Below are 23,403 nucleotides of genomic sequence, written 5' to 3'. Positions count from 1 at the left end.
GATCTTATGGAACTTCTGGAATTCAGAAAAGAACTATTGGAAGATGTGCGATCAACAGCTGCATCATACGGGGAAGGTTCAAGCGCAGCTTTCGTGGGGATAGTGGCCAACTACTTAGTAAATGCGGATGTTCTGCCTGATTTTGAAGCGGCCTTTTATATTGGAGCTGGATATCGTAATCGCAAGTTGCGAGTTGATGGTTATGCGTTGGATGAGTTCGATTATACGATGAATCTGGTAGTTGCCGACTACTCTAACGAAGACGAGCCTAAGAATATCACAAAATCAGATGCTGAACAAATATTTGAATGGCCTATTAGATTTCTAGATGAGACTTATAATAGCAATCTTCATAAAAAAATAGAGATCAGTAGCGCCGCGGCAGACCTCATCGATACTATAAAGTCACAAAGGGAAAAGATACGCAAGTACCGCATTCTTCTTTTTACTGACAGACCTATGAGCGGTCGGATTGAGAGTTTCCCAATTAGAGACTTTGAGGGAATTTCAATTGAATTTCAGATTTGGGATATTGAGCGCCTCTTCAATATGTTTCTGGCTGATTCAGGTCGAGAGAACATTGAGATTGACTTTACTCAATATTCCGATCGAGGGATACCTTGTTTGGATACTAATACCGCTAATCAAGGCGAGACCCCATACCGTTGCTATTTGGGTGTGATTCCAGGGGTAGTATTGGCTGATGTGTACGACCGATATGGTGCTCAATTGCTGGAAGGCAACGTACGTTCATTCCTTAGCACTAAGGTCGCGGTGAATAAGAAGATCAGGGAAACGATTTTAACCTCGCCTCACATGTTTTTTGCATTTAACAATGGGGTGTCTGCTACTGCTGCTGACGCATTTATTAAGGAAACTACTGAAGGTAAGTTCATAACTTCGGTAAAGGATTTTCAGATCATTAATGGTGGACAGACAACGGCTTCATTATCTAATGCACGGTATAAGGACAAGGCGGATCTTACAGCCATTAACCTGCAGATAAAACTAACTGTTATCAATGCTGATTTGGACGAAACACACAGTCTAATGCAGAAAATATCCAGATCATCGAACAGTCAGAACAAAGTTAGTGACGCTGACTTCTTTTCAACGCACCCATTCCATATTCGCATAGAGCAGATTTCAAGGAGAATTTTCGCCCCTGCTACAGGTGGCGCGCAGCACGACACTCATTGGTTTTACGAACGTGCACGAGGTCAGTATTTGCAGGCTCAAATGCGAATGACAAATGCTGAACGAAATCGATTCCTAACCCAAAACCCTAAGCATCAGTTAATAACCAAGACTGATCTTGCAAAAGCGAGGAACTCTTGGCGTGGATTGCCACATACTGTCAGTAAAGGGGCACAAGCCAACTTCAGTGAATTTGCACACTGGGTTGATGATCAATGGTCAGCTTCAGAAGAATCTTTCAATGAGAGGTATTTTCAAGAATCGATTGCTCTCTATATTTTATTCAAGCATGTTGAAAAGTTGGTTACCCAACAAGAATGGTATGAGCAGGGGTATAGGGCCAACATCGTAACCTATTCTATAGCATTACTCGCACACTTAATTAATAAGCAGTATCATAATCGAACTTTGGACCTGCAAATGATTTGGAATAAACAAGAAGTTCCAGATGGAATAAGCAACCAGATGAGCAGGCTAGCCAAATCGGTGTTGGATTCAATTACTGATCCAAGCAGGGGAGTTGCTAACGTTACACAATGGTGTAAGCGTGAAGCGTGCTGGAGTAGAATTAAAGAGTTGGACATTGAACTCGATGGGGATATTGAGTCTGTATTAATAGATGTAGAAAATGTTAAGACCGAAGCGCGAAGGGCTAAGAAGGATCAAAAGCTTGTGACTGGCATTGAGGCTCAAAGCAAAGTAGTCAATTATGGGGCTGAGTACTGGAAGAGACTGTTGGCTTTTGTTGCAGAGAAGAAGATTCCGTTCCATTCAGAGGTCGATGCTTTAAAAATAGCTTGCAAAATGCCCGCGAAGCTGCCAAACTCAAAACATAGCCAAAAGTTGCTTGCGTTGCTTGGTCGAGCTGTATCGGAAGGCTGGAAAGAGGATTGAAGAGAGGTGCGCAACGTTGTATAGGGTACTAGATGTATTCGCGGGCGCTGGCGGTATGAGCTTGGGTTTTGTTCAAACAGGAAGTTTTGAAATTGGTGTAGCAGTTGAGAAAAACGAAAGCGCCCAAGCAACATATTTGCAAAACCACGGACAAACCACCATGTTAAGCGATATTCTAGATATTACAGACTATGATTTGTTTCAGCGTGAACATGGGAATTTTGACGTTATCGTAGGCGGACCGCCTTGCCAAGGTTTCTCTAATGCCAATCGTCAAAAGAATCATATAGTAAGTCAAAACAATAGCCTAGTTAAGAAGTATGTTGAGGTTATTCTCAATTTACGGCCAAAGGCATTTGTAATGGAAAATGTCAGGATGCTTAGATCAGATACCCATCGGTTTTATTGCTCACTTGATGATGGATTTGAGTTTGATCGTTTAGGAATAACAAAACGTGATGAGACTATATGCCTGTTGAATACGGAATGCCCAGTTGCTGATATTACGGACTACGTATTCAATCGTGAAGTTATAGAAGAAATTATGTTGCCTGACAAGCATTTCTATGCCTTAAGGATATTCCTTAAAAACACCCGTGACTTAACTAAGCGAGAAATGACAATCAGGGAAAAAGGCAAGCAGTGTATAAAGATAATTGCACAAATGCCTGCAAGGAGCTTACGGGTATCTAAACAGTTCGTTGCATTAGAACAAGCTGCTTTGAATGCATTTATTCAATTAGCTGGTGAGGAAACTGCTTTTGAACAAGCAGAACCCTTGATGACAGCATACATTAATATTCATCGTCTACTTATGCATGCAAAGGAATTGTTAGACAACAACATAATTTTAGAAATGGGATCACTTAGGTCAGAACCTAGAGGCGTGTTTGTTGATGCTAAATCTTATTCAGTAATTGATTACATCAGCAAAAGGCTAGGTGAATCTTATCATATCTGTGATGATGTACTTAATGCTGCTTGGTTTGGTGCACCACAGTTAAGGGAAAGATACATAGCTGTGGGTCTAAGAAGTGATCTAGACATTCAATCCGAATTGCCTGCCGCGGAGTTTAGTGCGGATAATTATCGAACTGTGTATGATGCAATTAAAGATCTGGAAACGGTCGAACCAAGCTACAGCATTGAAGATCTAGAGGTGCCGCTGTCTAATGATTACCAGAGAACTGAATTAACAGATGAATTGCGAAATAGTGGCATATTGAGAAATCATATCGCAACAGATACACGCGAAGTTGCAAAAAAGCGGTTTGAGGCGTTGGGACAAGGGCAAAACTTTCATGACTTGGACCGCACGTTGATCGAAGATACTTACACCAATCCAGAGAGGACACAAAACTCGATTTACCTGCGTCTTGAGTATAATAAGCCAAGTGGGACTGTTACCAACGTCCGCAAATCAATGTGGATACATCCAGTTTTACATCGAGCAATAAGCATTCGTGAAGCTGCAAGGCTTCAAACATTTCCAGACAGCTTTGTATTCGTTGGTACTAAGGATTCACAGTACCAGCAAGTAGGAAATGCAGTGCCACCAATAATGGCTAAAGCTATTGCGTGTAAGCTTGCTCAGTTGTTGGATGCAGCTAATCAGCAGCATGGGGGCGTCATGAATGGTGGATTCCTTGACAACAGAGCAGCGGCGGAAGATGATGTCCAAAATACGATCCAAAAACACTGTTCCAGAAATGATTGTCAGGAAGTACTTGCATAGCAAAGGATTTCGATACAAGTTACACGGCAAGAAATTGCCTGGCAAACCCGATGTTGTACTGCCCAAATATAAAACTGCAATTTTCATTCAAGGCTGTTTTTGGCATGCACATGAGGGATGCAAATATTATCGTACTCCGAAGTCAAATACGGAATACTGGTCACAAAAAATTTGTAAGAACGTTTCCCGAGATCAACGTAACCAGCAGGAGCTTCGAGACAATGGCTGGTCTGTGATTGTTGTCTGGGAGTGCGAATTAAAACGGGATGCTACTGCAAGATGTGAAGAGCTGGAAAATCAGATTAAATCCAATTTGCAATAGCGGGAGAGCTGTTTATGTTTTCATGTACATGCGGCGGTGTACTGATCGTCAAGGAAATTGAACCGTATCCTGATGGTATGAGTTCATCTGAGAAGCTGGAATATGTAAGGACATGTATTGTTGAATGTGCAGAATGCAAGAAAGTGCTGGAGGGCCAGCGTTACGATTGAAGTGTGACGGGGGCCTGAGGGTGACATCAAATCTACACCACAAGTAGCTTGTTTGTGTTACCCAAATGCGAATTTGTGTTCCCATTATAGGTCTGCTATAATGTATATAGACACACAGGATTCACGAGTTCTTTGTGTTATGAATCCTGTTGAGCTAAAGCGGTGCAGATAGTGCAGAATCCAGTATCCACGCGGTTTTGCGGATTGGCGAGACGGCACAGGACTTAAAATCCTGCGGTGGGTGACCACCGTACGGGTTCGACCCCCGTCCTCGGCACCACCTACATAAATGCGATTAGCGTATTCATGACCACGCAGAAACGGCGCCCGAGCGGCGCTTTTCTTTTTTTCGGGAGCAGGGTTATCCGGCATGGATGTCGAATATCCGGACTGCATAAGGGCCAAAAAGCAAATGCTTCAATAGAAGGAGGATCACCGCCGCGCATGCCTGCCGTATTTCAGAACGATTGGGGCCCGCTGCTAAGCGAGGAGATGGAACAGCCCTATTACCACAAGCTGCGGAAACAGCTGGCCGAGGAATACCGGACGCGTACCGTTTACCCCGATATGTACCATATTTTTCAGGCGCTTCATTGGACGTCGTATGAAGACACGAAGGTCGTGATTCTCGGGCAGGATCCTTACCACGGACCCGGCCAGGCGCACGGGCTGAGCTTCTCTGTGCTCCCGGGGGTGCAGAAGCCGCCTTCCTTGCAAAACATATTTAAAGAGCTTCACAGCGATATGGGCTGCACAATTCCGAATCACGGCTGCCTGGAGCATTGGGCCAAGCAAGGCGTACTGCTGCTGAACGCAGTCCTAACCGTTTGCCAAGGGGAGGCGAACTCTCATCGGGGCCTCGGGTGGGAGAAGTTCACGGACCGGATCATCTCCGCGCTGGGGGAGCGGGAGAGGCCGATCGTATTCATCCTCTGGGGGCGGCATGCGCAGAATAAGGCCTCGTTCATCGACCGCGATCGCCACCTGGTGCTCGCGTCCGCGCATCCGAGTCCGCTGTCGGCATATAACGGCTTTTTCGGCAGCCGGCCGTTCTCGCGCGCGAACGCCTTCCTGGAATCGAAGGGGCAGGCGCCGATCGACTGGCAAATTCCCGATCATTAGAAGGAAGTGGGAGCGGGATGGGCGGATTTCGTTGGTTAACGCCGGCAACGGGGTACGTTTCCGGCTATTCGCATACGCTGAATCCTTACGTCGGCTGTTCGTTCGGCTGTTCTTATTGTTACGTCCGCAGGCTGCCCGTCGCGATGTTCCGAGGGGAGCCTTGGGGCACGTGGGCCGAGCCGAAGAAAGGCGATCCTGCGTCGCTCAGGGACGAATTGGCGAAAGCCAAACGAAAAGGGCCCGTCGCCGTGTTTTTCTCGTCGGCTACGGACCCCTATCAACCGTTGGAAGCGAAGCTGAAGCTTTCCCGGTCCCTGCTGGAAGCAATGGCGGATGACCCGCCCGATTTCGTGCTGCTGCAAACCCGGAGTCCTCTCGTAGAGAGGGATGCCGACATGCTGCGCCGATTGTCCGGCCGCGTTCGGGTCAGCATGACCGTCGAGAGCGACCGGGAAGACGTCCGCCGCCAGCTGACGCCTTCCGCGCCGCCGTTCGCGGCGCGGCTGCGGGCGGTCCGCCGTCTGCGCGAAGAGGGCGTCGAGACGCAAATCGCGGTCTCGCCGTTGCTCCCGCACAGCCCGGATTTCGCCGGGTTGCTGGCTGAGTTTGCCCCGCGGGTAGTCGTCGACGACTTTTTCCGCGGGGACGGAAGCGGCGGGAAGCGCAGCCGGTCACTCCGGATGCCGGAAGCCTATTCGGCGGCCGGATGGAGCGAATGGTACGCTCCCCAAGCCGCGGATGCGTTCGTCCGCGAGCTTGGGAAACATTATCCCCCTGAAGCGATCGGCTTCAGCGTCAGCGGGTTCGCTCCGCGGGATTAGAAGCCGCTAGCGGCGCCGGAGCTGCCTTCCGAGCTGCTGGTGGAAGCATCCGGGTTGCGTACGCGGTGCTGCGTTTCGACGGAATCGGACCCGGATCCGAGCGGGATGATTTTCGTTCCGTCAGCCGTCTCCTGTTTGCGCGATTCAGCCGGTTCCTGAAACCCAAGTTCCGGCTTGAAAGCGGCGGAAACGTACGTCGTCGCTTTCACCTCGGTCACGACTTGGGCGTACATGGCGGCCGGGTCCGGCAGAATCAGCCGGTAGCGGACGATCGCCCGGTCTCCGTGGAAGTCAATGCCGGCAATTTCGATTCCGTATCCCGGATGGGGAGCCATGGCGGAGATCGTCACCTTAAGCAGATCGCCATTCAAGCTCTCAGAGGTCAGCTTCACGTCCTTTAGTACGTTCATTTCCGGATCCACGGGTTCGATCGGCGGGGTTACCTTCACGAATTCGATCGCCCGGTGGAGCATGCCGGCGGCTTCGCTGCGCGTAATCGGCTGCTTCGGACGGAAATTGTTTTTGTCGTCCAGCTTCGCGATCTTGCCGTTCAGCAGCCTCTGGATGCTGTTCATGTAGGCGGAGTCCACTTGTTTTTCGTCTTGGAAAGAGAAGTACATCTCCGTCCAAGCGAAGTCGCCTTTCAGCTTGATCGCGTTATACAGCCAGTGAGCGAACTGCTCGCGGGTCGATTTGGCGTTCGGATCGATATCCTTCGGGATATCCAGCCCGTTGACGGAAGCGATAATAAAGGCTTGCGCATACCAGGCATCATCCTTGACTTTGGTGAAATAATCGCTGGCTTTCGGCTCTTTGATGAAGCGGATGTGGTTGAGGTTGAGCTCCATCCCTTTCACGATCAATGCGACCGCACCTGCAACCGTCAGCTCCCCTTTGGGAGAGAATTTGCCTTTCCCGTTACCGCTCACGATCCCCTTTTTCTCCAGACTCTCGATTGCTGCTTGCTCCTTGTCGCCTTTGATGTCGCTAAAGGCGAAGGCTGAGCCGGTCAGGGTGAAGCACAGAGAGGCAATAATCAAAAGCATGAAAACCGTTTTGTGTTTGAGCCATTTCATCATGATAATCCTCCTTGTGGAAAAGTTCTGCGGCGCCGCTTCGTTGTCATGGACGCAGGTGCGTTGGAAAAGGTTGCACATGTTTTTTATCCATCGTTATCGGTATTTTGCGGTTAAGGTGGCTTTGCGATAATGGAAACAAATCTCGCGATGAGGAGAGGAGATGACGGATTCCAGCCCATTCGTCAGACGGTTGCAGACGGATGGCACATATCGAAGAGAACGAAAAAATGGTGTTTTACGCGACAAGGAAGAGAGCTTGCTCAGATCCGCGTCTGAACGTTACGAGTGCCGAAATCCTCCGGGAAACGTATACCGGTAACTTCGGCGAAGACCGTACGGGTATTTCGCCGCACAGGATGGAAGGCGGTTGTCGGGTTCATGGTTCTGCTATCAGGACGGATTCTGTTCGATTTTTCATATCGATTTACCGCTTTTTCGAACTCAGTAAAATATGTATGAAATATCATACAGATATGATGGACGGAAGCAGTGAAGATCGATCACATCAAAAAAGAAGCCTCCGACGAGGCTTCCTGATCGCTTAAGTATGGTGATCTCAGCAGGGTTCGAACCTGCGACCCCCACCCTGTCAAGATGGTGCTCTCCCAGCTGAGCTATGAGATCATTAGAGGTATCACGAGTTACTATTATAGCAGCTTACTTCCTACATGTAAAGGGGAAGTTATGGTGATCTCAGCAGGGTTCGAACCTGCGACCCCCACCCTGTCAAGATGGTGCTCTCCCAGCTGAGCTATGAGATCATGTCCGCGCCAGAGACAATTGATATCATACCAACTGTTTTTACCGAAGTCAACCGCAAATCCGGTTTTTTTCTGGGATGATTCGTGACGGCCCGGCGTATCCATCTAGCAACGGTATACAGTCGGGGGGGACGAACGATGGAGGATGCGGCATACCTGGTTCTTTGCTTGGCGGCCTTGTTCGCGATGATCGGCGCCGTGCTGGCGGGCCTCGCCAGAATGGTCAAAAGGGATACGACGGAATATGACCGGCGGTTCCTCTGGCATGTTTACGAGCGGAAGGAGGAGCGGGAGGAATAACAAACGCAGCCCGAACCGGTCGGTGCTGCGTTGTCGACAAGCGTATATGATTATTCTTCTTCGTCCCATTTCTTGGAATAGGCTTTCTTGGTGACCCAAAGGCACAACCAAGTAATCAGGATGAGCAGAATGCCGGAGATGATATAGGTCGTGAGCAACAGTCATACTTCCTTTCGATCGGGTTCCTCTCCATCATAGCGGAAACCATCCGTCTACACCACCAGACCGTTCTCGATGGTATAGGTCCGGTGCTGCTCGACGAATCTCATTCGCCCCGTACGTCCGACGAACTCCGGCTGATCGTCCCCGTAGTGCATGAGATAGACGATCCGCTGAAGCTCTTCCGGAAGCGTCAGCAGCCTGGCGAGATCGGCGTGCACGACGCCGGGAGGATGGAGCTGACAGTCATGGAAGATGGATTTGACCCCGCGTTCCTTCACGAGCCGCTCCAGCAGTTCGCGGTCGAAGGTCATATCCGCCGTATAGAAGAAATGGTCGTTGAACAGAATCGAATAGCTCGGTTTGTTCGGAATGTGGGGAGTGAGCAGCAGTTCTGCCTTCAACCCGGGCAGCAGCTCGGCTGGCGTACCCGGCGTGAGCGGCCGGACTTCGAAATAGTCGTGGAGCGAATGTCCGCCGTCTTGCTCCAATCCTCCGCGGAGGGAGTGCTCCCACAGAGGTCCGATCAAGGCGTCGGCCGCGTAAAGTACCGGCTTGCGCCGGTAAATGAATTTCATCTGGAAAGCGAATTCTTCGAGGCCGCCTACATGATCGGCATGAATATGCGAGACGAGAACCGCGTCGATTTCGTCGAATCCCTTGCCCAGCTCGTGAAGGGCTCTCGGCGCCGTAATGCCGCAGTCCACCAGCAAGGTGCGGCCGCCTGATTCCAGTAAGGCGTTGTTGTTGTAGAAAGCTTTGGCGAAAGCACTGCCGGTGCCTAACATCTGCAGTTTCAAACGGCGACCTCCGTTCTCGCTGAAAACCTCTTTCTTGATTCGACAGCCTCTAAACAATGTACCATAATTTACCTCAGCGCAAAAGTATTATAGGCGTGACTTCTGAACGAAATCTGAACGCCGGTTGTTGGAACTTTCGGCTCATGGCCGTCATATGCTGTCACGACGATAACCGTGATTTCGCCTGGGAGTGACAGCACATGTCCAAAGCCGCAAAGAAGAAAAAATCGGCGCCGGAAGGCCGCGTACAGCCGCAGATGAAAATCGTGACGTCGGACGTATGCGCGGTGTGCCGGACGCCGTGCGCCAGAGGCCTGGCCTATTTGGAGCGCTTGAAGCAACCGGGCGCCGTCGGGACAGGGGTTCCCTGCGTTCTAACGCTGCCCGGCAAGAAATGACGGCGGAGGTTCTTTTTTCTTCAAAACGGATGCGTTTTCGCGCAACTTTCCGCGCGCTCGGCGGTATAACCATATACAGGCATGAAGCGAGAGACGACGGAGGTTGCAGTTATGAAGGTTCGGAAAATCGTCATTTTAACCGCGGCGCTGACGCTAGCGTTCGGATCGGCCGTTTTCGCGGATACCGTCACCCAGAAGCTCAAGGTATTCATCGACAGGAAGGAAGCCAGCGATGCGGGCATCATGGTCGATAACAAAGCCTACCTGGCAGTCGGAGCTTTCGCCAAATCGCTGCAAGCGATGGTGTCCTGGGACAATGACGAGAAGAAAGTGACCATTTTCAAGCCGAACGTGCATATGATCACGATGAAGGATAACGCCACGTTCGGATCCGTGACGAGCGGTCGCACGCAGTTCTTAGTATTCGCCCAGATCGACAGTTTGAAAACGGACATCTCCGCTTTCAAGGTGACGATTACCGACCCTTACGGCGACGAAACCTTGATCGACGGGCGCGATTCGGGCGATAAGGATTTCCCGAGCGGCAAGGAGGATTTCTGGTTCAAAACCAAGGAGATTTCGTACGATTTCACCTCCAAAGGTCAATATTTGATCCGTTTCTGGATGAAAATGAACGGGGATTCGTCCATGCAAGTCGTATCCGAGAAGGTCATCGCCTCCAAATAATCCGCGTTCTCCGGCCCCTCATCTCCGTCCGATCCGAGGGGCCTTCGTTTGACCCGGGTAGGGGGACATGATACGATACGTGGGAAACCCAATTTTAACCGATTGAACGGAGGTTCGCCATGAGCGATCATGTCCATGACGAGAACTGCAACCACGACCACGACGAAGAAGCGGTGTTTGTCGTAACCGACGAAGACGGCAACGAACACGAGATGGTGCTCGTCTACACGTTCGAAACCGGCGACCGCGCCTATGCCGTTCTGCTCGATCGCAACGATCCGGAGGATGAGGGCGTCATTTTCCGCATCGAGGAAGAAGGCGAGGACGAGGTGCTCGTCAATATCGAGGACGACGAAGAATGGGAACGCGTCATGAAAGTATATGAAGAGCTGGCGTCTAAAGAAGAGGAGCAGCCGAACGAGTAGTTCGGAGCGCTCGCGAAACGGACGAAAAATGGTTGCATGCCCCGTGAAGGGGAATGCAGCCATTTTTTTATCCTTCAGAATTTGTAAATATCTGCTATGCATTTCTCATTGATCTCGATAAAACGTCTATCCGTCGGAAAAGGACGGCACAGCCGCTTTACTTGCTGCCGAAGAATAGGCGGATACCGTCTTGCCGTGGACAAAATCGGAATGTTAAAATAAATAAAATATTCTGATAATTTACTCCAGGGAGGGAAAGGATGATGTTGGAGAACCTTTACGATGTGACGGAGTCGTCGAGCGTTAACTTTGTCGGATGCGTTTCCGAGGAAAGCCGTTTCGATTTTGCCATTGTCTATACGCACCATTTCTTCGGCAAGCCGCTGGTCGTCTGCATGCAGACGGGGCGTTCGGCGCCCATGTGCGCCGACGACCTGAAGGATGCGGAGGTTCTCCGCGACCGATTCCTCGTCGGCGACCCCAGGGCTGTCGACGAGCTCCGAACGCTCCTGGGGCAGCGGCTTCCGACGATCGAATCGCTCGAGCAGTACTGATCCTGATTCGTTATTTGCGAGGGTTGAAGTACAAGGTCCGGCCGTTGAACATTTTTACTTCCGCCTGCAGGCGTTTTCCGATCCATTTGCACAATTCGTTCGCTTTCGCTTTATCTCCGTGCGTGGATCCGTCCGGGAGGACGACCTGGATGTAAGAGACGCTGCCGTTTTCGGTCTCCCTTATGCCTGTTCCGATGACGATGTTGCGGTACAGCGGATTCGTGCCCTTCAAATAAAACCAGAGATCCCGGGCTTCCGGCTTCTGCTCCACGCTGTACGGAAACGCGGCGCCGGCGTAATCCCATCCCAGCTGGCGACCGGTCTGCTCCGTCTGCTCGCGGTACTGCCGAAGCTGTTCCTTGACGCCGTCCAGCGTGATTTCTTGCATCGCGGATCCTTGCACGAGAGATATGTAAGCGCTTTGACTCATCGGACGCCACCTCCACGCCCATGATAGCATTTTCGATTTCCTCTGGCAATGACCGCCGATAGCCGCAGAAGGTCCGTCTCCCGGGCAACGGGAGCGGACCTTCTGCGTTCGAGGGCAACGGTCAGGAGATGGCCGTTTCTTCGACGATGACTTTGACGTTCGTGATCGTCCGATCTTCCGGACCTTTGACCGGCAGTCCCACTTCGATGTGGTCGACGATGTAGTCGATGTTCTCCTGCGAGATGACTTCACCCGGCAGCAGAATCGGGATGCCGGGCGGATACACGTAGATGAACTCGGCGATGATCCGCCCGGCGGATTCGCGGAACGGCACCAATTCCGTTTCGCCGTAGAACGCGTCGCGCGGCGTCAGGGAAAGGTGGGGAATATCCGGGATCTCGACGGCGATCTCCCGGATTTCCGCCGCGTTCTGGAGCTCGGAAGCCATCGCTTTCAGGGCTTCGACGAGCAGCTGCAGCGCTTCCCCGTCGTCGCCCGGGGTAACGAGGCAGAGGATGTTGTACATATCGCTCAGCTCGACCTCGATCCGGTAGCGGTCGCGCAGCCAATTTTCGGCGTCGTAGCCCGTAATGCCGAGATGGCGGACGTGAATCGTCAGCTTCGTCGGATCGTAGTCGAAGGTGGCTTCTTCGCCCAGGATTTCCTCGCCGAAGCAATGCAGCCCGGGAATGTCGTTGATCGCCGCCCGGGCCGCCTTGGCGAGACGCACGGCCCGTTCGGCCAGCTCTCTGCCGTGGAGAGCAAGCTGGCGCCTCGCGGCGTCGAGCGAAGCGAGCAACGGGTATGAAGTCGACGTCGTGGTGAGCAGGCTCAGGATCGTCTGAACCCTCTGGATGTTGACGAGTCCCGTCCGCACGTTGAGCACCGAACTCTGGGTCATCGAGCCGCCCAGCTTATGGACGCTGGTTGCCGCCATGTCGGCGCCCGCCTGCATGGCGGACAGCGGCAGCTCGTCGGAGAAGTGGATCAAGGCGCCGTGCGCTTCGTCGACGAGTACGGGAATGTCGTATTCGTGGGCCAGATCGACGATTTCTTTCAGGTTGGTGCATACGCCGAAATAGGTCGGATTGATGACCAGGAGCGCGGCAGCGTCCGGATGCCGTTCCAGGGCGCGCCGGACGGACCTCGTCGTGACCCCATGGTCGATGCCGAGATTGCGGTCACGGACGGGGGAGAGGAATACGGGTCTGGCACCGGCGAAAATGATGGCGGACAGGATCGATTTATGGACGTTGCGGGGGACGATGATTTTGTCGCCGTTGCCGCATACGGACATGATCATGGTCATGATGGCGGTACTCGTTCCTTGTATGGAGAAGAAAGTGGCGTCCGCGCCGAAAGCGTCGGCAGCCAGCTTTTGGGCTTCCAGGATGACGCCCGTCGGCTGGTGCAAGTCGTCCAACGGGGCGATGTTGATCAGGTCGATGGAGAGCGCGTTGTCTCCGATGAACGTCCGGAATTCCGGATCCATGCCTGCCCCGCCTTTATGGCCGGGAATATGGAATTGTACCGGTTTCCGCTCCGCATGAAGGCGAAGCGCGTCGAATAAAGGGGTGCGGGTATGGTCCACAGCGGCTCCCTGCCTTTCCGTCCAGCTAAGTCGATGTCGAACAAGCAAGAGTATAGCAAATTCGGGGGGGAAATCAACCGCAAGTCAAGTTGTAACAAAAACGTCAACGGTTCCGTTTGGAACAACCGGGCCGACTGTGCTACCATTTGGGTTATCGAGGTTGTTTTCATATCCATCGGGCATGAGGAGAGAAAACGTTGTGAAAAGCAAATTGGTCATCGTCGGTTTGATGTTGTTCACGGTTTTTATCGGCTTCGGCATCATTATACCCGTTCTTCCCCAACTGGTGACGGACGTCAGTCCCGATGCGGCGAATTGGCATACGGGACTTATGCTGACGCTCTACTCGCTCATGTCGTTTCTGCTCGCTCCGGTGTGGGGAGGCTTGTCGGAGCGAATCGGCCGCCGCCCGGTCATCATGATCGGAGTGCTAGGCTTCTCCGTCAGCTTCCTCTTGTTCGGCCTTTCCGGGGACAGCCTCTTGCTGATGTACGCTTCGCGCGTGCTGGGCGGTTTGTTCTCCGGCGCGGTAACGGCTTGCATCGTGGCTTACGTGGCGGATGTCACGACCGACGAGCAGCGCACCAAGGGAATGGCGGTCGTCGGCATGAGCATCGGCATGGGCTTCACGTTCGGCCCCCTGTTCGGGGGCCTGCTTAGCAAAGTGTCGCATCATACCCCGTTTTTCGCGGCGGCCGTTCTCTCTTTCCTTACCTTTATCGCGGCGTGGACGAAGCTGGAAGAGTCGCTCACCCCGGAGAAGCGCGAAGCCGCCAGACTCCGGAAACGGGTATCCCGTTGGACGGCTTTCCGGGGGCCGCTGAAATATTTGTATTCGCTCGCGTTTTTCGTGACCTTCTCCCTGGCCATCCTGGAAGCGACCTTGCAGCTGTACGGGATGGAACGATTCGACGTCACGCCGCTAAAGGTCGGCTACATGTTCTTTTTCTGCGGCTTGATCGGCGCCCTCGTTCAGGGAGGCATCGTTCGGCGGCGAGTGAAGAAAGGGCAGGAGGGACGTTATATCGCCATCGGACTGCTTTTCTCTGCGGCGGGTTTCTTCCTTCTGCTCACGGCCGGCAACTGGATCGCGGCGACGTTCTACCTCTGCGTGTTCGGAATCGGCAACGCGCTGCTGCGCCCTTGCGTAACCTCCTTGATCACGCAGAAGACGACGGTCGATCAAGGGACCGCCTCCGGTCTCAGCTCGTCGATGGACAGCCTCGGCCGGATCATCGGCCCCTTGCTCGGTTCCGCTTTGCTCGGCATCACTTCCTGGCTGCCGTTCGTCGTGTCCGGCATCTTGTCGATCGCGGGTCTGGCGCTGCTGGCCCAGTTCCGCAGCCTGGACCGCCGGGAAGCGGCCAACGCCGCTTAACGTCCATTCCGATTGAACCTTAACGCCCCTTCCGGATGGAAGAGGGAAAACGTCGTTCCTTAGCGGAGCGGCGTTTTTTCGTTTTCGGAATTTCTTTATCGATGGTTCATCTTCCGTTCACAATGCGGGGCTATTTTTCTTGTTAGGCACGTTGCCTTAACGCAGCGTCAATCTGATATTTTGGATGGAGGACCGGCAGCGCGGACTTCGGCAGGATTCCGTCCCCGCCTCAGGTCCAGGTTCAAATCCGGTCTGCGGCCGTTGTTCGGAGGACGGAAGGTTCCGTTAAGCTGGTAATAGTAAAGGAAAGAAACCGAGAGATTGGAAGGAGAAAACCGAATTGAAGCCGTTTATCCAAGGAGCTTTCAAGAACAAGTCCGCGATGATCATCCTGATCGTCATGGTATTGGGCATGGGGGTCTTCAGTTATCTGAAGCTGCCCATGGAATTTCTGCCGGAGGCGGACAATCCGCAAGTGACCGTCACCGCCATCGGCCCGGGTTACGACGCTTCGACGATGGAGAGGTCGGTCACGAATCCGCTCGAGCAAGCGGTGGCCGGCATCAAAGGGAAAACGAACGTGTTCTCCACGTCGGGCGACGGTTTCGCCCAAGTGAACCTGAACTTCGATTCGAACACGGACATGAAGGAAGCGAAAAACGAAGTCGAGCGTGCGGTGAACGCCGTAAAGCTGCCGGAACGCGTGTCCCAGCCTTACGTTGTCCAGTTCAACACCTCGATGATTCCGATCTCGTTCGTCACGATGACGTTCGCGAACGACGGCTTGAGCGACGCCGACAAAGAGAAGCTGGAACAGCGCGTCGTCGATGCATTCCATTCGATCGACGGGGTCGGCAGCGTGCAGCTGTCCGGCAAATCGAAGGCCAAAGTCGGCGTCACACCGGATATGGGCAAGCTGGCGGCCAAAGGCGTTCCTTTGCAGGCGCTTTACGGCGTGCTGCAAGGCCGGGACGCTTCCGCCTCCATCGGCGAGAAATCGATTGACGGCACGACAGTGAACCTCAACGTTTCCGCCGATTTGAACGATATCGAAGCGCTTAAGAAGCTTCCCGTGGCCAGCGGAGTCCCGCTTAGTGACGTGGCCGACGTGAAGATCGTGCCCGAAGCGGAAAGCATCAACGATTTCAACGGCAAACCGGCGCTCATGCTCGTCGTGTCCAAGGCGGCCAACTCCAATGCGGTAAGCGTCGGAGACGGCGTCAAGAATGCGGTAGAGAAGCTGAGGGAAGAAAACAAGGACATCAACCTGAGCGTCATCATGAGCACTTCGGACCAAGTGGTCCATTCGGTCAACAGCATGATGCGCGAGGTGCTCATGGGCGCGCTGTTCGCCACGGTCGTCATTCTCCTGTTCATGCGCGATATCCGGGCAACGCTGGTCACGATCGTGTCGATTCCGTTGTCGCTGGCGCTCACGCTCTATTTGCTGGACCTGTCCGGCGTTACGCTGAACATTCTCACCCTCGGCGGCGTCGCGGTCGCGGTCGGGCGTCTCGTGGACGACAGCATCGTCGTCATCGAGAACATTTTCCGCCGGCTGCAGAAGGAAAAGTTCTCGGTGGAGCTCGTCATCGACGCTACCCGGGAGGTTTCCACGGCCATAACCGTTTCCACCTTGTGTACCGTGGCCATTTTCCTGCCGATCGGATTGCTTAAGGGCTCGCTGCAATCGTTCTTGCTGCCCTTCGCGTTAACGATTACGTATTCGTTGCTCGCGTCTCTCTTGGTCGCGTTAACGGTGGTGCCTCTGATGAGTTCCGGGGTGCTCAAGAAGGCCAACATCAAAGATCATGAACCGGCGAAACGTTTTAAAGCGTTCCTGAATTGGAATTTGAGGTTCAAATGGATCCCGATCGCGGTCGCCGTCTTGCTGCTCATCGGATCGGTGGCCACGTATTTCTCCATGCCCAAGGGCGCGATCGATTCGTCCAACGCCGAGAATCTTACCGTTACGCTGGAATACAAGCCGGATACGCCGGCCGATCAGGTTCTGGAAAACGGCAAAAAGCTGGAAGCGTTCCTGCTGAAACAGGAAGGCCAGGAATGGGTCAGCATGAGCATGGGGAACAGCGCGGACGCAGCCCAATGGGGCTCGGTCACCTCCCCGACGCTGGTCACGTATACGCTGGGCATGAAAAAAGGCGCTGACGCCGAGAAAGTGATCGAGGCCGTCCAAGCGGAACGCAAAAATTTCCCGGATGCCAGCCTGAACGCGGGCAAGGGCAATCTGTTCGGCGACGGCAGCTCGACGCAAGTGTTCGTTGACGTCACGGGCGACAGCCTGGAGGACATCACGGCAACGGCCGAGCAGGCCATGGCCGCGATCAAGCCGATCAAAGACGTCCTCAAAGTGCAAAGCAACCAGGAAGAAAAGAAAACCGTCTATACGCTCGAAGTGGATCCGACCCTGGCCAAAGCCGGCGACATCGCGCAGCAGCTGCAAGGCATGCTGAACCCGGTGCCGATCGGCGCGCTGAACGTGAACGGGCAATCGCTGCCGGTCGTGCTGGAGCCTGTGCTGAATCCGAAATCGGAAGACGATCTGTCCGGCCTGACGGTCATGACGGAACAGGGGCCGAAGCCGGTAACGAGCGTAGCCAGATGGGGGAAGGCCGAGAAGCCGACGAAGTTCTTCCACAAAGACGGAAAGAGCTATGTTCGGATTACCGCGACGGTAGAGCCGTCCCAGTTGTCCATCGTGGGATCGGAAATTGCGGACGCCATGAAGAAAATCACGCCGCCCGCGGGCGTCAAGCTGAACGTCGGAGGAGCATCTGCCGACCAGATGGGCGACATCATGAGCCTGTTCACGATGGCCCTCGTTTCGATCGGCATCGTGTTCCTGATCCTGGTGTTCACGTACAAGAGGATCCGCGCTTCCATCGCCGTTCTGTGCTCGATTCCTTTCGTGGCGATCGGCGCCGTGCTCGGCCTTCTGATGACGGGGATCTCCCCCGATTTCACGGCGATCTTCGGGGTCGTCATGCTGATCGGCATTGTCGTCACGAACGCGATCGTGCTGATGGACCGCGTGCGCCGCAACGAAGAAACGATGACGATCCGCGAAGCGCTCCTGGAAGCCGCAGGCACGAGGATGCGGCCGATCCTGATGACGGCGACCGCGACCATCTGCGCGATGCTGCCGCTCGTATTCGGTTCGTCGGAGAGCGGAAGCATCGTCTCGCAAAGTTTGGCCATCGTCGTCATCGGAGGACTGATCACCTCGACCTTGCTTACGCTCGTCGTTGTCCCGTGCATCTACGAATTGCTGTTCTTCCGCAAATCGGCGCGCCAGCGCCGCGCCGCCGCAGGACACAAAGTTGCCGCTTAATTCCATGAAGAATGGGGAGCTCCCGAGGGGGCTCCCTTGTCTTGGCAGCCGGTATGGATACTAGCGGGTTGTGGGCGGTCGGGAAAATTTGGTAACCTTTGGGGGACAACGTCGATTGCAGAGGAAGGAAGAGGCCGCATGAACGTGGAAGAAGCAATCCGCTCCCGCAGGAGCATCGGCAAGGTGAAGGAGGACCCGGTTCCGCGTCGGCTCGTGGAGCGCATCATCGAAGCGGCGGTTTGGGCGCCGAACCATCATCGAACGGAGCCGTGGAGGTTCGTCGTGATGACCGGCGAAGGCCGTCGGCGACTGGGTCGGGCTTATGCGGAAATCGCCTCGGAGTCGTGGGGGGAGCTGAGCGAAGAGGAGAGACAAGAACGCGCCCGGAAAGAGGAAGCCAAAGCGTTCCGGGCGCCGGTCGTCATCGCGGCCGTCTGTTCCCCTTCCGATTCGCCCAAAGCGGTGCTGAACGAAGAACGCGCCGCCGTGCACGCCGCGGTGCAAAATCTGCTGCTCGCGGCGCACGCGAACGGACTCGGCGCCGTATGGCGCACGGGCGATCCGGCGTACCGCCCGGAGATGAAACGGGCCCTCGGGCTCGAGGACCTCGACGAGGTCGCGGGCTTGATCTACGTCGGATATCCCGGCATGGAAGCGCCGGAAGGGCGGCGCACGCCGGGGGCCGGGAAAACGGTCTGGCTGGAAGATTGAGCATTAAACGCCGCCAGCCATGCGGTACAACGGAAGCAGCGTTTGGAACGTTTCTTCCGCTTTGCGCAGGAACTTGCCGCCGCTTGCCAGCACCGGATCGTCCCGCAGGAGATGGATCCCGCAGGTGATTTCGGCCGCCTTGACGGTCTTCAAGCGGCGCAACCATTCGGCCAGCTCGTCGTCCGTCAGCCCGTCGTGCCTCGTCCCTTCGGGAACCATGTGGTCCTTGGACCAGACGAAGAAGCCGGGTACGGTTTGCCGGACGGACGCCATTTCCCGCAGGGCGTTTTCCGCGAAAATTCCCTTGTCCGGGCATTCGTAAATAATGGCGAACTGAACGAACACGTGCGTTGGCCAGATGCCGACCTGAAAATGGGGATGCATCTTGTAGCCGCGGGGGTTGCGCGACCATGCCACCCAAGTGTCCGCCGGCGGGTTGACGGAACGACGGGCATGCTTGGCCACATGCGGCGTCATCGTTTCTCCGCTTAGCCGGGAGAGAACGGGGGCGAGATCTCTGCCTGCCGCCTCAAGTTTCGGCCGCACCGTGCCGATGATCGCATTCATCCGGCCTTCGAGCCCTTCGGCCCGCATCGCCTCGAAGTCGGCTTGTCCGAAGCCGGGAAACGTTATGCTGTTCAATGGGGTCACCTCTGGCGGAAAAGTCTCAAACACTCCATCCATGATAAGGGAAAATAGTCAAGAAACCAAGTTGCCATAACATAAGATGGAGTATAAGATAAAGATAAGAAACGAATTTTCAGAACATTCGGTCAAACTCGAGTCGTGCGGAATCCGCAGGAGGTGGGTGGCCGTGAATCGCAGTCACGAAGTGGAATACTGCAATCTGGAAGTCCGTTTCGACCGCCGGCAGGTCCAGAATCTGATCCGGGAATTGATCCAGCAAGGCTACTCGCTTTATTGGAACGAAAGCGACCAGCAGTTCCTCGTTTCCGTCCGGACGGGCCGGCGGCTGCTCAAGCTCCGGTTCCAGCGTTTCCATGGCCGGTACAAGATGGTGGGTGACTACGTCGTCAAGGATGCGCGGTTGTCGCAATGGATGGAGAAGCTGATTGGCGACTCCAAGGGCCACGCGATCGTCAAGCGGTTTCGCGACCGGCAAGTGCTGATCGAGAACATCATGTTCGGGGAAATTATCCGTTTGGTGGAGGTGTCGGGCATGGAACATCGGATCATTTATCAGAAGAAACCCCAAGTCACGGTGGAAGACATGATACAGGCGTTCAAGTCGAATCGGGCGGAACAGCGCGCAGCCGTCCTCCGCTATGAAATCGATTACGAATTGGCCGTGCTGCACGAAGCCCTCCGCCAGGGCAGAACCGAGGAGGCGGAAGCCTCCAAGCAGAAGCTCAGAGGGATGAGAACCGAAATGCTGCAATTGGAGATGTAGGAAGAAGACCCGGTCCATCCGAAAATGAACAAAAGCATCCTCCCGCCGTTTGCGGGTAGGATGCTTTTTTGCTCCGTCGCGGGTTTACGCCGCTTTCGCGAATTGCAGCTCGACGTTCAGCTTGATCGTGTCGCTGACGAGCACGCCGCCGGTTTCGAGGACCGCGTTCCAGGACAGCCCGAATTCGGAGCGGGACAGGGAGCCGCTTGCCGATACGGCGATTTTTTCGTTGCCCCACGGATCCTTGGCGGGACCGGAGATTTCGCCGGTGAGGGTGATGGACTTCGTGGCGCCGGCGATCGTGAGGTCGCCGGTAATGTCGTAATCTTCGCCGCCTTTGGACTTGATTTGCGTCACTTTGAAGGTCATGTTCGGATGCTGCTCGACGCCAAAGAAGTCGGGCGATTTGAGGTGGCCGTCGCGTCCGGCGTCCTTGGTGTCGATGCTGTTCACGTCGATCGTAACGGTCGCCTGGGCCGTCGTCGGGTCCGCCGGATCCGCGGTGACGGTGGCGTCGAAATCGGCGAAGCTGCCGCGCACGTTCGCGATCATCATGTGGCGGACGCTGAACGTGATGTTGCTGTGGGATTTGTCCAAGTTCCATTGGTAAGAAGCCATTATGTATTCCTCCTTAATAATATCTAGTACATACTATAAAATACTTAACTATAAAAAAGCAAGTAAAATTTATAAGCGGCTTGCCCGCCCGCGCCAAGCGTTAGACATAAGGGTTTACAGTCAAAGTATGGTTTTCATCTTCCCGCAAAAAGAGTACAATAAGAACTGTTGTAAATTCGGAAGGTAAGGATGGAAGAAGATGACCAAAGCAAACATCGGCGTCGTCGGCATGGCCGTCATGGGACGCAACCTGGCGCTGAACATCGAGAGCCGCGGATTCACCGTGGCGGTGTACAACCGGTCGCCGGACAAAACGAACGACCTGCTGGCCACGGACGGCAAGGGGAAAAACCTCGTCGGCACGTTCTCCGTCGAAGAGTTCGTGAACGCCCTGGAGAAACCCCGCAAAATCCTGATCATGGTCCAGGCGGGAGCCGGGACCGACGCGACGATCGAATCGCTCCTCCCCCATCTGGACAAGGGCGATATCATCATCGACGGCGGCAACGCCTACTTCCCGGATACGCAGCGGCGCAGCAAAGAATTGACGGAGAAAGGCTTCCACTTCATCGGAACCGGCGTTTCCGGCGGCGAAGAGGGCGCGCTCAAAGGGCCGTCCATCATGCCGGGCGGACCGGAGGAAGCTTACCGGCTCGTCGAGCCGATCCTGACGGGCATCTCCGCCAAAGTGAACGGCGATCCGTGCTGCACGTACATCGGTCCGGACGGCGCCGGCCATTACGTCAAGATGGTGCATAACGGCATCGAATACGGCGACATGCAGCTCATCTGCGAAGCCTACCAACTGCTCAAGGACGTGCTCGGCCTCTCGACGGACGAGCTTCACGCCATTTTCACCGAATGGAACAAGGGCGAGCTCGACAGCTATCTCATCGAGATCACCGCGGACATTTTCTCGCAGAAGGATCCGGAAACCGGCAAGCCGATGGTCGACGTCATCCTCGACGCCGCCGGCCAGAAGGGCACGGGCAAATGGACGAGCCAAAGCGCGCTGGATTTGGGCGTGCCTCTGTCCATCATCACGGAATCGGTATTCGCCCGCTTCCTGTCCGCCATCAAGGAAGAGCGCGCCGCGGCCAGCAAAGTGCTGAACGGACCCAAGACGCAGCCGTTCCAAGGCGACAAGGCGGCCTTCATCGAGAGCATCCGCAAAGCGCTGTTCGCCAGCAAGATCTGCTCGTACGCGCAAGGCTTCGCCCAAATGCGCGCGGCTTCCGAGGAGTACAATTGGAACCTGCGCTACGGCGACATCGCGATGATCTTCCGCGGAGGCTGCATCATCCGGGCTCGTTTCCTTCAGAACATCAAGGACGCATACGACCGCGACCCCGGCCTGCGCAACCTGCTGCTGGACGAGTACTTCAAGGGCGTCGTCGAAAGCTACCAGGACGCCTGGCGCGAAGTCGTGGCCGCCGCGGTCCGATACGGCATTCCGGTGCCTTCGTTCTCGAGCGCTCTCGCATACTACGACAGCTACCGTTCGGAGCGTCTGCCGGCCAACCTGCTGCAAGCGCAGCGCGATTATTTCGGCGCGCACACGTTCAAACGGGTGGACAAGGAAGGCACCTTCCACCACGAGTGGATCCGGAACTAAGCGCGTTCTCCCGCCAGCAACTCCTTCAGCATCTTGCGGAAGCAGGCGGTTTCCGGCTGGCCGGGGAGTTGCCGGTTGAGCAGGAGAAGCGCCATCTCCGCGAAACAGGCGAAATACTCCAGCAGCTGCGGCCGATCGAGCCCCGACCACTCGGGCGCTCCATCGGCCGCTTTTCTTTTGATATGGTGAAGCGCCCACAGGACGTCTTCCCTGTACAGCGGCTGGGAAGGATCCAGGAGCCTTTTTAGCGGACCGTCTGGTGCGCCCGGCTTGCCCATCGTCGTCAATCGCATCACCTGCAGGGTAACGTCTTGAACCTCACTACCAAACTTACGGAAAAAGAAGCGGTTTTATACCTGCCCCGCGGGTGATATGCTATGATAGAGCAGGTGGGCGTCCATCTCGGGAAGCCGGCGAAGCGGGGTACATAGTACAGTTCCCGGGCAATTCGACAAAAAAAGCGGAGCTTTCGCTCCGCGGCCTTACGGCAATTGGGACCAGGCGAGCATGCCGCCGATCATGTTGACGGGCTTCTCGTAACCCAGCATGTTCAAATAGTCGCATACTTGACCGCTGCGGTGGCCGCTTCGGCAGACGAAAATGACTTCGCCCTCGCGCGGGATATCGTCCAGCCTTTGCGGGATTTGGCCCATCGGCAGGTGGACGGCCCCGGGGATCATGCCGTAGGCGACTTCCTCCGGCTCCCGGACGTCGATGATGAGGGGTTTCTCCCCGGCGTCCAGCCTGGCTTTAAGCTCTTCCACCGTTATCGTTTCATGCGGATTCATCTGGATTCGCCCTTTCGCTTCGATTTGGTATCATCATAAGAAACCGCGTGCCGCGCTGTCAAATGGGCCCGCGCTTGATGCACAT

The 23,403-nt window shown here is 54.7% G+C and carries 23 protein-coding genes and 2 tRNA genes; 15 read left to right on the top strand and 10 right to left on the bottom strand.

What is annotated here, in order from left to right; genetic code table 11:
• Positions 1-6: 6 nt before the first annotated feature.
• The 5 genes from GE107_RS01525 to GE107_RS01505 all read left to right on the top strand — a co-directional run bounded on the left by GE107_RS01525 (position 7) and on the right by GE107_RS01505 (position 6,261).
• Positions 7-2,091, top strand: a complete 2,085-nt coding sequence (locus GE107_RS01525) for an AIPR family protein (protein WP_219637708.1) — start codon at positions 7-9, stop codon at positions 2,089-2,091.
• Complete coding sequence (locus tag GE107_RS01520) at positions 2,054-3,826, top strand: DNA cytosine methyltransferase (protein WP_370636207.1); 1,773 nt, start codon at positions 2,054-2,056, stop codon at positions 3,824-3,826. The genes GE107_RS01525 and GE107_RS01520 overlap by 38 nt, the downstream gene beginning before the upstream one ends.
• Positions 3,726-4,148, top strand: coding sequence for a very short patch repair endonuclease (locus GE107_RS01515; RefSeq protein WP_219637706.1), 423 nt, complete (start codon positions 3,726-3,728; stop codon positions 4,146-4,148). Before GE107_RS01520 ends, GE107_RS01515 begins: the two co-directional genes overlap by 101 nt.
• 614 nt (positions 4,149-4,762) lie before the next feature.
• Positions 4,763-5,440, top strand: coding sequence for a uracil-DNA glycosylase (locus GE107_RS01510; protein ID WP_219637705.1), 678 nt, complete (start codon positions 4,763-4,765; stop codon positions 5,438-5,440).
• Between the two features lie 17 nt (positions 5,441-5,457).
• Positions 5,458-6,261 carry an SPL family radical SAM protein gene (locus GE107_RS01505; RefSeq protein WP_219637704.1) on the top strand — a complete coding sequence of 268 codons (804 nt, stop codon included), beginning with the start codon at positions 5,458-5,460 and terminating at the stop codon, positions 6,259-6,261.
• Here GE107_RS01505 and GE107_RS01500 read toward each other — a convergent pair.
• The 3 genes from GE107_RS01500 to GE107_RS01490 form a co-directional block, all read right to left on the bottom strand.
• Positions 6,258-7,340 carry an S-layer homology domain-containing protein gene (locus GE107_RS01500; RefSeq protein WP_219637703.1) on the bottom strand — a complete coding sequence of 361 codons (1,083 nt, stop codon included), beginning with the start codon at positions 7,338-7,340 and terminating at the stop codon, positions 6,258-6,260. The genes GE107_RS01505 and GE107_RS01500 overlap by 4 nt on opposite strands.
• A gap of 548 nt (positions 7,341-7,888) precedes the next feature.
• Positions 7,889-7,964 (bottom strand) — tRNA-Val (locus tag GE107_RS01495).
• Between the two features lie 61 nt (positions 7,965-8,025).
• Positions 8,026-8,101, bottom strand: a tRNA-Val gene (locus GE107_RS01490).
• A gap of 138 nt (positions 8,102-8,239) precedes the next feature.
• Between GE107_RS01490 and GE107_RS01485 the strand changes: the two genes are divergently transcribed.
• On the top strand, positions 8,240-8,401 hold the full coding sequence (locus tag GE107_RS01485; protein WP_219637702.1) for a hypothetical protein: 162 nt from the start codon (positions 8,240-8,242) through the stop codon (positions 8,399-8,401).
• A 212-nt stretch (positions 8,402-8,613) separates the two neighbouring features.
• Here the strand turns inward: GE107_RS01485 and GE107_RS01480 are convergent, their stop codons facing one another.
• Entirely contained in the window at positions 8,614-9,360 is a 747-nt protein-coding gene (locus GE107_RS01480; RefSeq protein ID WP_255570086.1) for an MBL fold metallo-hydrolase, read from the bottom strand.
• Positions 9,361-9,560: 200 nt separating this feature from the next.
• On the opposite strand from GE107_RS01480, the gene GE107_RS01475 reads away from it, so the two are divergent.
• The 4 genes from GE107_RS01475 to GE107_RS01460 all read left to right on the top strand — a co-directional run bounded on the left by GE107_RS01475 (position 9,561) and on the right by GE107_RS01460 (position 11,424).
• Positions 9,561-9,758, top strand: coding sequence for a hypothetical protein (locus GE107_RS01475; protein WP_219637701.1), 198 nt, complete (start codon positions 9,561-9,563; stop codon positions 9,756-9,758).
• A gap of 111 nt (positions 9,759-9,869) precedes the next feature.
• Positions 9,870-10,445 carry a copper amine oxidase N-terminal domain-containing protein gene (locus GE107_RS01470; RefSeq protein WP_219637700.1) on the top strand — a complete coding sequence of 192 codons (576 nt, stop codon included), beginning with the start codon at positions 9,870-9,872 and terminating at the stop codon, positions 10,443-10,445.
• A 119-nt stretch (positions 10,446-10,564) separates the two neighbouring features.
• A complete protein-coding gene (locus tag GE107_RS01465; RefSeq protein ID WP_219637699.1) occupies positions 10,565-10,870 on the top strand; it encodes a DUF1292 domain-containing protein in 306 nt (101 codons plus the stop codon).
• 260 nt (positions 10,871-11,130) lie between these two features.
• Complete coding sequence (locus GE107_RS01460) at positions 11,131-11,424, top strand: DUF3055 domain-containing protein (RefSeq protein ID WP_255570085.1); 294 nt, start codon at positions 11,131-11,133, stop codon at positions 11,422-11,424.
• 10 nt (positions 11,425-11,434) lie between these two features.
• Here GE107_RS01460 and GE107_RS01455 read toward each other — a convergent pair whose 3' ends face one another.
• Together GE107_RS01455 and GE107_RS01450 are read right to left on the bottom strand one after the other, a co-directional pair.
• Complete coding sequence (locus GE107_RS01455; RefSeq protein WP_219637698.1) at positions 11,435-11,854, bottom strand: DUF1885 family protein; 420 nt, start codon at positions 11,852-11,854, stop codon at positions 11,435-11,437.
• 121 nt (positions 11,855-11,975) lie between these two features.
• Positions 11,976-13,445: an aminotransferase class I/II-fold pyridoxal phosphate-dependent enzyme gene (locus GE107_RS01450; protein ID WP_219637697.1), complete on the bottom strand. Its 1,470-nt coding sequence runs from the start codon at positions 13,443-13,445 to the stop codon at positions 11,976-11,978.
• A 199-nt stretch (positions 13,446-13,644) separates the two neighbouring features.
• Here GE107_RS01450 and GE107_RS01445 point away from each other — a divergent pair, with 199 nt between their 5' ends.
• From GE107_RS01445 to GE107_RS01435, 3 genes are all read left to right on the top strand, one after another.
• Positions 13,645-14,823 (top strand): MFS transporter, encoded by a 1,179-nt coding sequence (locus GE107_RS01445; RefSeq protein ID WP_219637696.1) that lies wholly within the window; start codon positions 13,645-13,647, stop codon positions 14,821-14,823.
• Positions 14,824-15,163: 340 nt separating this feature from the next.
• Positions 15,164-18,175, top strand: a complete 3,012-nt coding sequence (locus GE107_RS01440; RefSeq protein ID WP_219637695.1) for an efflux RND transporter permease subunit — start codon at positions 15,164-15,166, stop codon at positions 18,173-18,175.
• 138 nt (positions 18,176-18,313) lie between these two features.
• Positions 18,314-18,886 (top strand): nitroreductase family protein, encoded by a 573-nt coding sequence (locus GE107_RS01435; protein WP_219637694.1) that lies wholly within the window; start codon positions 18,314-18,316, stop codon positions 18,884-18,886.
• 3 nt (positions 18,887-18,889) lie between these two features.
• On the opposite strand, the gene GE107_RS01430 is transcribed toward GE107_RS01435, so the two are convergent.
• A complete protein-coding gene (locus GE107_RS01430) occupies positions 18,890-19,528 on the bottom strand; it encodes a DUF1054 domain-containing protein (RefSeq protein ID WP_255570082.1) in 639 nt (212 codons plus the stop codon).
• A 172-nt stretch (positions 19,529-19,700) separates the two neighbouring features.
• On the opposite strand from GE107_RS01430, the gene GE107_RS01425 reads away from it, so the two are divergent.
• Positions 19,701-20,297, top strand: coding sequence for a hypothetical protein (locus GE107_RS01425; RefSeq protein ID WP_219637692.1), 597 nt, complete (start codon positions 19,701-19,703; stop codon positions 20,295-20,297).
• Positions 20,298-20,381: 84 nt separating this feature from the next.
• Here the strand turns inward: GE107_RS01425 and GE107_RS01420 are convergent, their stop codons facing one another.
• Positions 20,382-20,915, bottom strand: a complete 534-nt coding sequence (locus tag GE107_RS01420) for a YceI family protein (RefSeq protein ID WP_219637691.1) — start codon at positions 20,913-20,915, stop codon at positions 20,382-20,384.
• A 199-nt stretch (positions 20,916-21,114) separates the two neighbouring features.
• On the opposite strand from GE107_RS01420, the gene gndA reads away from it, so the two are divergent.
• Positions 21,115-22,530, top strand: coding sequence for an NADP-dependent phosphogluconate dehydrogenase (gene gndA / locus GE107_RS01415; protein ID WP_219637690.1), 1,416 nt, complete (start codon positions 21,115-21,117; stop codon positions 22,528-22,530).
• Here gndA and GE107_RS01410 read toward each other — a convergent pair.
• Together GE107_RS01410 and GE107_RS01405 are read right to left on the bottom strand one after the other, a co-directional pair.
• Positions 22,527-22,817, bottom strand: coding sequence for a hypothetical protein (locus tag GE107_RS01410; protein ID WP_219637689.1), 291 nt, complete (start codon positions 22,815-22,817; stop codon positions 22,527-22,529). The genes gndA and GE107_RS01410 overlap by 4 nt on opposite strands.
• 195 nt (positions 22,818-23,012) lie before the next feature.
• The gene (locus tag GE107_RS01405; RefSeq protein ID WP_219637688.1) at positions 23,013-23,318 is read right to left on the bottom strand and encodes a rhodanese-like domain-containing protein; all 306 of its coding nucleotides are present in this window, start codon (positions 23,316-23,318) and stop codon (positions 23,013-23,015) included.
• Between the last annotated feature and the right edge of the window lie 85 nt (positions 23,319-23,403).

It is taken from the genome of Cohnella sp. CFH 77786, assembly GCF_019400745.1.
Lineage (GTDB): Bacteria > Bacillota > Bacilli > Paenibacillales > Paenibacillaceae > Cohnella.
Note: the sequence above shows the minus strand (reverse complement) of the source record. Positions and strands in the feature narration are given on the sequence as shown.

Bases quoted from the DNA above. Each gene is read 5' to 3' on its own strand.
- GE107_RS01525 (WP_219637708.1), top strand. From the start codon at position 7: ATGGAACTTCTGGAATTCAGAAAAGAACTATTGGAAGATGTGCGATCA.
- GE107_RS01515 (WP_219637706.1), top strand. From the start codon at position 3,726: ATGGTGGATTCCTTGACAACAGAGCAGCGGCGGAAGATGATGTCCAAA.
- GE107_RS01510 (WP_219637705.1), top strand. From the start codon at position 4,763: ATGCCTGCCGTATTTCAGAACGATTGGGGCCCGCTGCTAAGCGAGGAG.
- GE107_RS01505 (WP_219637704.1), top strand. From the start codon at position 5,458: ATGGGCGGATTTCGTTGGTTAACGCCGGCAACGGGGTACGTTTCCGGC.
- GE107_RS01500 (WP_219637703.1), bottom strand. From the start codon at position 7,340: ATGATGAAATGGCTCAAACACAAAACGGTTTTCATGCTTTTGATTATT.
- GE107_RS01485 (WP_219637702.1), top strand. From the start codon at position 8,240: ATGGAGGATGCGGCATACCTGGTTCTTTGCTTGGCGGCCTTGTTCGCG.
- GE107_RS01475 (WP_219637701.1), top strand. From the start codon at position 9,561: ATGTCCAAAGCCGCAAAGAAGAAAAAATCGGCGCCGGAAGGCCGCGTA.
- GE107_RS01470 (WP_219637700.1), top strand. From the start codon at position 9,870: ATGAAGGTTCGGAAAATCGTCATTTTAACCGCGGCGCTGACGCTAGCG.
- GE107_RS01465 (WP_219637699.1), top strand. From the start codon at position 10,565: ATGAGCGATCATGTCCATGACGAGAACTGCAACCACGACCACGACGAA.
- GE107_RS01460 (WP_255570085.1), top strand. From the start codon at position 11,131: ATGATGTTGGAGAACCTTTACGATGTGACGGAGTCGTCGAGCGTTAAC.
- GE107_RS01455 (WP_219637698.1), bottom strand. From the start codon at position 11,854: ATGAGTCAAAGCGCTTACATATCTCTCGTGCAAGGATCCGCGATGCAA.
- GE107_RS01435 (WP_219637694.1), top strand. From the start codon at position 18,314: ATGAACGTGGAAGAAGCAATCCGCTCCCGCAGGAGCATCGGCAAGGTG.
- GE107_RS01420 (WP_219637691.1), bottom strand. From the start codon at position 20,915: ATGGCTTCTTACCAATGGAACTTGGACAAATCCCACAGCAACATCACG.
- gndA (WP_219637690.1), top strand. From the start codon at position 21,115: ATGACCAAAGCAAACATCGGCGTCGTCGGCATGGCCGTCATGGGACGC.
- GE107_RS01405 (WP_219637688.1), bottom strand. From the start codon at position 23,318: ATGAATCCGCATGAAACGATAACGGTGGAAGAGCTTAAAGCCAGGCTG.